We start from the raw sequence: 7,885 nt of genomic DNA on the forward strand, positions 1-7,885 counted from the left end.
GTGATTTTGAAAAAGTTATTGAAGTTATTTTTTCTGGACTTCAGATTATTAACAAAAAATAAGCTATTCTATTTAAAGTTAATACTATTTCCATCAATACTTATTCTTATTTTAGGCACAGTATTTAGTGATTCGGATTCGAAGGTAGAAGCTTTTGATGTAGCATTTTATAATGCAGATGCCGATGATCAAATTTCGCTAGGGGATGTTTTGAAAGACAAGGCTTTTAAACAAGATAATCTTAAAGAAATCATTAATTTAAAAGATGTAAAAAATTATGATGAGGGAAAAAGGTTGATAAAAGAAGGAGAGGTTGCAGCTTTTGTGTATGTGCCGAAGGGATTCACAAGAGCCGTCATGAATGATGAAAAAACAAATATTGATTTAATAGGAAATAAAAATAAAAAGATAAATAAAAATATAGTTGAAACAGTTTTGGATAGTTTTAGTAGAAGTGTTAAAACAATGAGTGTTGAGCAAAAAGAGATTGTAAAACAAATGCACGCTGCCAATAATACTTCAAAAGATAAAGTTGAGAAAGTAATTAATCATTTATTAAATAATAATGATATTTCAGTTGAAATTGATAAAACTGCTACAAACAATAATACAGTTTCAATTGATTCAATGCAGTACTATTCAATAGCTATGGTTGTCATGTTTTCAATTATGACAGCATTTGTACTTGTTCATGGTATAGTGGATGAGAGACAGAATCATACGTTATTCAGAATAAAATCTACACCTACGCTTAATATACAGTATGTGTTAGGTAAACTTATTGGAATTATTTTTGCGATTTTAATGCAAATGGCCGCAGTAATTTTTATAAGTCGAATTATATTCCAAATGAATTGGGGTAACCTTTTTGATATTTTTATCATTACAACCGTGTATGCTTTTGCTATAGGTAGTGTTATTCTATTTTGGGGGTTCACTGCAAAGGATCATGTCTCAGTTTCGAGTATGGCTTCTCCTATTCTTTATATTTTTAGCTTTTTGGGAGGAAGTTTTATCTCAAAAAATAGTTTACCTGATAGTCTACGTGTTATTCAGGAAATTATCCCGAATGGGAAAGCTATCAATTGTTATTTGAAAGTTAAACAAGGTCTAGGTTTTGAAAATATATATATTGATTTACTCCAGCTTATGGGTATAGGATTAATTTTTGTATTTATTAACATTATGGTGTACAAACGAAAGGAGGTAGCATAGTAGTGCAAATGATTGCGATGATAAAACATCAGCTGAAGTTAATGTTTAGAAATAGGCTAGCAATTTTTGCAACTATTACAGTCCCTTTAATTCTTACATTCTTATTTTCTTTTTCACAGAGTAGTGATAAACAAGAAAAATTATATTTAGTTGATGCAGATAACAGTGTTTACTCAAATCAATTGATTGAAATGATTCAGGAACATAAAAACGTTAAGACGATAAATGTGACTGAAAATAATTTGAAGAAAAAAATTGATGATCAGGATATTCCTTTTGGACTAGTAATAGAAAAAGATTTTGGGAATAATATATCGTCAGGGAAAGATTTGAAAATTAAATTTATTGAAAATTACGAGAAAGGAAGCGGGATTTTATTAAAACAGCTCATAACAAATGAAGTTGGTACATTAAAAAAAGTGATAGGGGATTCTAAGTATGTGTCAGAGGAATTAGGTTTGGATGATGAAGAGATAGCCCAAAATATATTTAGGGGAATAAAAGAAAGTTCACAAATAACGCTAAATGATAAAACACTAAGTAATGGTCAAAAAGAACACGATAATGCAACTGCAAGATTAATAGGGTTCTTAGTCATGTTTATCTGGTTTGTTGTAATTCAAGGATTAAGAACATTAATTGATGAAAAGGAAAATAATACATTTAGCAGGTTATTAAGTACACCTGTTAATTATCACAAGTATATTATCTCAAAAATGGCTGCAACTTATATAGTTGGGATTGTCCACGTTATAGTTATTATACTTGCAGGCAAATACCTTTTAAAAATAGGCATGGGTCATAATGTATTTGCTATAGGATTAATATTATCTGTTTATTTATTTGCTCTTATCAGTATAACCATGATAATGATCCCGTTTATGAAAAGTCAAAAGCAGTTTACATCATCTGCTTCAATTATTATAGCTGTGAGCGGTATGGTTGGAGGATCTTTTTATTCTTTAGAAATTGCTCCGAAATACATGCAGAGTATTTCAAAATTTACTCCTGAGGCATGGGCAATTCAATCTTTAAATGATGTTATTTTTAATAAAAGTCCTATAGGATCAGAATTAATACCAATCGGTATTTTTATTGGAATTGGATTAGTAAGTTTAGTCGTATCGTATCTATTTATAAGTAGAGAAATGCAGAAACTTAATGATTGAATTTTCAGTAAGTAATACATGGTTTATAATTAAGTGCTTTAAATTGAAATCTATATTTAATAAGGAAGTGATTAATGTGGGGATGGTAGAAATATTAGGAATGATAGAGTTAATTGTGGGAGCTCTGATAAATGTTTATATTGGAAAAATTGGATTAACTATTTTTGGGAAAGACGACACATACTCAAGAGCCCTTCTGAGAGTAATTGGTATATTTTTAATTATAAACGGGATTTCAAGGGCCTTCCATATTTAATTATTAAGAATAAGAATTAGTTATAAACAGCTTTTAAATATCCCCTTTTCTAAAATGGTTGTTTTATCTTCAAATAATTAGTTGCAGAAGTAAGAAAATTTACCATAAGGGTAGATATTATTTCAATATTTCATTAGATTTTAAGAGGTGAATAATGAAAACACTATTTTGTTTACCGTATGCGGGAGGATCAAGTTCAATTTATTATAAGTGGAATAAATATATAGGTGATTCATTAGAATTATATCCAATTGAGTTAAAGGGAAGAGGAGCAAGAATAAATGAAGCTTTTTATGAAGATATAAATGAGGCTGTAGATGACATTTATGATTTAATAAAAGATAAAATTAGTGAAGGTGAATATGCTTTATTTGGTCATAGCATGGGGGGGAGATTAGCTTATAAACTTTACCACAAAATTGAACAAATGAAAAATAAAAAGCCTAAACATATATTTTTTTCAGCATGTGGGGTACCAAGCATTAAAAAGAAAACAGGTATGATTCATACCTTGCCAGATGATGTTTTTTTGAAAGAGATTATGCGTCTGGGAGGTACTTCAGAAGAATTACTATATAATAAAGATTTAAGAGATTTATATATACCCATAATAAGAAATGATTTTAGAATATTGGAAAAAGATAAAGAAGTCAAAAAATCTAATAAAATTGATTGTGATATAACTGTACTTTCTGGAGATGAAGATAATACAATAAGCACGGAAGCTACAAGGTTATGGGCAAATTATACTAATGGGGAATGTAAGATAATTAGATTTAAAGGAGACCATTTTTTTATTAATCATCATGGGTTAGAAATTACAGAGATTATAAAAAAAATGTTACATTAAATAAAGTGAATTTAGAAGATTAGTCTCTTATATAGAAATAGCCCGTATATTCGGAAAAGGAATAAGGGCTTTTTTTTGACGGGAAGCCTTAATAGGGTAGTTGCATGTATTTTCAGGAAACGTAAACTTTTTATCAGTACAAAATAAACTTAGCTATTAAGGAAGTAAGATGATAAGTGTTATCTAGCTGAATGAATTTTTTTGAGTATATTTTATTTTTTGTTTATTAAATCCAATAATATAAAAAATAGAGAACATCATAGGTCTTATGTTTAAAATTTAATCTACAATAAAAGTTTTATATATAAAGATAATTTTATAAAATAATTTTTAGATTGACAAGTTTTAAATATTCTCATAATATATTTGTATAATATTTCTTTAATTTGTATAATATTTCTTTAATTTGTATAATATTTCTTGTTTTACTTAAATACATATCATTTTTTGTGGTTATATAAAAAAATTATTTAATAACATTAAATAATTTATATATATATATCTTTATAGAAATAGTTGTGAGTTTCTTTTTCATTATTGATAGGAGGAGTCTATAAAAATTAAGGCTTACGATTTTGATGCGTTTTAAACTGTAATATATAAAAATATCAGTTGAAAAATAAAATCATTTGCATCTTTATTACAATTTCAAAACTATTTTATAAAGCCCGTCCGAGAACTATTTTGATTTTTGAAGTGAAGGAGTTTTCTTATGTCAATATTTAAAAAGGAAGATACAAACAGTAGGAATATTCAGCTGGATAAAGAAGAGTTGGATTTTTTGGTGGAATTTTCTGATTTTAATACCAAGAGTTACTTTCCATTTGATTTTATAATACATAATAATCTTGAAATGAAAAAAGGATATGTTAAATTTCAGGTTACAAGTAGACTAAATGACAAATTAAATGAAATTATTAAGGGATCAGATGAAAAATTACATAGTATTTTTTCGACAGTACTGATGTTGCTAATAAATAAATATACAAGAAGTAATGATATTATAATTAGCACTCCTTCGTATAAAAAACATAATGAGGATGAATATGGTAATAAGACTTTAGTATTAAGAAGCCAAATAAATGATGATGATTTGATTAAAGAGTTATTACATAAGGTAGAGCAAACAATAAATAAAGCAATCGAACAACCTAATTATAAAATGTTCTCTTATTTAGAACAAGAATGTAGTAAGAGGATTCAGCCATTTGATGTAATGATCATGCTTGAAAATATTCAAGAAAGTATTTTTCTAGAACAAGCTGTATATAATACTATTTTTTCGTTTAGGAAAACGGAAAAGCATATAGAAGCTATTATTCACTACAATGAGTCTTTATATAAGAAAGAAACTATAAATAAACTCTCCGTACATTTTTTGAATATACTGGAATTAGTGTTAAATCATATTGATATGGCAGTGAAAGATGTAAATATATTTTCGAACGAAAAAATACAATTTACAAAGTTACCCTATAGAAAAAAAATATATCCGCAAAATCAAACGATCCATGAGCTATTTGAGCAGCAGGTTAAAAGAACACCAGAAAAAACTGCGTTAATATTAGAGGATTGTCAAATTTGCTATGCAGAACTTAATCATCGTGCGAATCAACTTGCACGTTATCTCAACGAATGTGGAGTGAGAAAGGGAGATCTTATTGGTATATCAATGGAACGTTCCGCTGATTTATATATTGGTATTCTCGCGATTCTGAAATTAGGAGGAGCTTATGTACCGTTAGATTCTCAGTATCCAAAGCAAAGGTTGTCATATGTATTAGAGGATTCTAATATATCCTTGCTTCTTACTCATGGGGAATTATCATCGGTGCTTCCTGAAGTGCCGGTAACAGTTATATGTGTAGATAAAAATAGACAGCAAATTGATAGCATGAGTGGTTCAAACCTTAACCGTTCTGGTTCAGGAGATGACTTGGCGTATGTTATGTATACCTCAGGTTCAACTGGAAAACCAAAAGGAGTCAGTATTATTCACCGAGGTGTTGTACGACTAGTAAAAGGAAATGATTTTGCTGAATTGGATGAAAGTAAAACTTTCTTACAACTGGCACCAGTTGCTTTTGATGCTTCTACATTTGAAATATGGGGCAGCTTGTTAAATGGAGGATGTTTAGCTGTAATGTCAGCAGAAACACCAACAGTTGAAGAGATTGCTAAAGCTATTAAAAAACACCAGGTCACTACCTTATGGTTAACAGCTGGACTTTTCTCGTTAGTTGTTGATCAGCAACTAGAAGCATTAACTGAATTACACCAATTATTAGTTGGAGGAGATGTGGTTTCGGTTCCTCATGTGCGGAAAGTATTGGAATTAGGAAATGTCCAAGTAATCAATGGATACGGCCCAACTGAAGGAACAACATTTACTTGCTGTTTCTCGGTTCCTCAGGGGTGGAATGGTGATACACTTCCAATTGGTCGCCCAATTGCCAATACCGAGGTTTTTATTTTAGATTCTCATTTAAATCCTGTGCCTCCAGGTGTTCCAGGAGAGATGTATATTGGAGGAGATGGGTTGGCACGTGAGTATTGGCGCCTTCCAGATTTAACAAGGGAGCGTTTTATACCACATCCATTCAATAAAACGCCTAAAGCACGGCTTTATAAAACAGGGGATTTAGTACGTTATTTGTCAGACGGTAATATTGAATTTATTGGTCGTTTAGATCATCAAGTAAAAATTCGCGGCTTTAGAATTGAACTCGGAGAAATTGAAAATAAGTTGCAAAAATATAAAAAAATTAAAGAAACTGTTGTTACTACTAGGAATGATAAGAATGGTAATAAATATATTTGTGCCTATTATACTTCAGAAAAGGGAATTCCAAATAATAAATTAAGGGAATTTTTAAGGAGCTCACTTCCAGAATATATGATTCCTACATATTTTTTAAATCTGGATAAATTCCCGCTTACAGAAAATGGGAAAATAGATAAAAGAGCACTACCTACACCAGATATAAGCCATAATACGAACTTGCAATATGAGGCCCCAAAAAATGATACGGAGAAAAAGCTTGTCGCTATATGGGAAAACGTGTTGGAGAGAGAGCGAATAGGTATAAATGATGATTTCTTTGATTTAGGTGGACACTCTTTAAAAGCATCAATGGTAATTTCACGTATTAGAAAAAGATTTGGTGTAGAAGTAAGAATTAAAGAAGTGTTTGAAAACTCTACAATAAAACAGTTAAGCGAACTTATACAAAAGAAAGATAAAAAACATTATACGATAATAAATAAAGCGGAAAATAAAAAATATTATAAAGCATCTTCGGCAGAAAAAAGAATGTTTGCCCTTTGGGAAACAGATAAAAATAGTATAGTGTATAATTTGCCGATTATGATTGAATTAACTGAAGAGTTAGATATATGTAAAGTTGAAGAAGTATTAAATGAAATCGTTAGAAGACACGAAGCACTAAGAACAAGTTTTCATGTAGTGGATGGGGAACTAGTACAACGAGTTCATGATAAATGGAATCTAGAATTTAATCATAAAAAATTGCAGAAAAAAGAAGCTTTGTTGTATATGAAAAAGTTTATTAAACCATTTGATTTAACACTAGCACCATTGATTAGATGCAGTCTTATAACATATGAAAATAAGAATATAATACTATTAGATGTTCATCATATAGCGGCAGATGGAGTATCTGTAGGGTTAATAAGGAAGGAATTTAAGAAGCTTTACAAAGGAGAAAAATTAGAAAAAGCGGTATTGCAATATAAGGATTATTCAGAATGGCAAATTGATTCGCTTAATCAAGAGACAAGTATAAAACAAGAACAATATTGGTTAAATCGATTAAGTGGTGAACTTCCTATATTAAATATTCAAACAGATTATGAAAGACCAAGAGTAAAAAGTTTTGAAGGAAGTAGAATAAACTTTACTCTAGACAAGATGTTAACAACAAAACTTAGAACAATAGCAAAGGAAACAGGAACAACATTATATATGGTATTACTGGCGGTCTACAATGTGATGTTGGCAAAATACAGTAATCAAGAAGATATTATTGTAGGAACAGCAGAGTCTGGGAGATCCTATGCAGATCTTGAGAATACTGTGGGAATGTTTGTTAATACAGTTGCTTTAAGGAATTTTCCGGAATCTCACAAAACATTCAGAGAGTTCTTAGAAGAAGTTAAATATAATACTCTAAAGGACTTTGATAATACAGATTATCAGTTTGAAAATTTAACTCAAAAACTAGCATTAAAAAGAGATGCAAGTAGGAATCCGTTATTTGATGTCATGTTTACATTTGAAAGTATGGATTATGGATTTAGTGGAGATGAAGAAATTGATGAGTTAAAATTACTGGAATCAGAAATCAATATATCAAAATTTGATTTAACATTAAC

At 29.6% G+C, this 7,885-nt stretch carries 5 protein-coding genes; all 5 read left to right on the top strand.

All coding sequences use genetic code 11. The features are described from left to right. Positions 1 to 6: 6 nt before the first annotated feature. A complete protein-coding gene (locus ACTFRH_RS29885; protein ID WP_000734885.1) occupies positions 7 to 1,215 on the top strand; it encodes an ABC transporter permease in 1,209 nt (402 codons plus the stop codon). Positions 1,216 to 1,223: 8 nt separating this feature from the next. Further along, positions 1,224 to 2,384: an ABC transporter permease gene (locus tag ACTFRH_RS29890; RefSeq protein WP_232294089.1), complete on the top strand. Its 1,161-nt coding sequence runs from the start codon at positions 1,224 to 1,226 to the stop codon at positions 2,382 to 2,384. Positions 2,385 to 2,460: 76 nt separating this feature from the next. Continuing rightward, positions 2,461 to 2,640, top strand: a complete 180-nt coding sequence (locus ACTFRH_RS29895) for a hypothetical protein (RefSeq protein WP_033703504.1) — start codon at positions 2,461 to 2,463, stop codon at positions 2,638 to 2,640. A gap of 154 nt (positions 2,641 to 2,794) precedes the next feature. After that, positions 2,795 to 3,490 carry a thioesterase II family protein gene (locus ACTFRH_RS29900; RefSeq protein ID WP_000853569.1) on the top strand — a complete coding sequence of 232 codons (696 nt, stop codon included), beginning with the start codon at positions 2,795 to 2,797 and terminating at the stop codon, positions 3,488 to 3,490. A 712-nt stretch (positions 3,491 to 4,202) separates the two neighbouring features. Next, a partial coding sequence (locus ACTFRH_RS29905) for an amino acid adenylation domain-containing protein (protein ID WP_440048901.1) occupies positions 4,203 to 7,885 on the top strand: 3,683 nt, incomplete at its 3' end.

The organism is Bacillus cereus group sp. MYBK216-1 (assembly GCF_051916495.1).
Lineage (GTDB): Bacteria > Bacillota > Bacilli > Bacillales > Bacillaceae_G > Bacillus_A > Bacillus_A thuringiensis_K.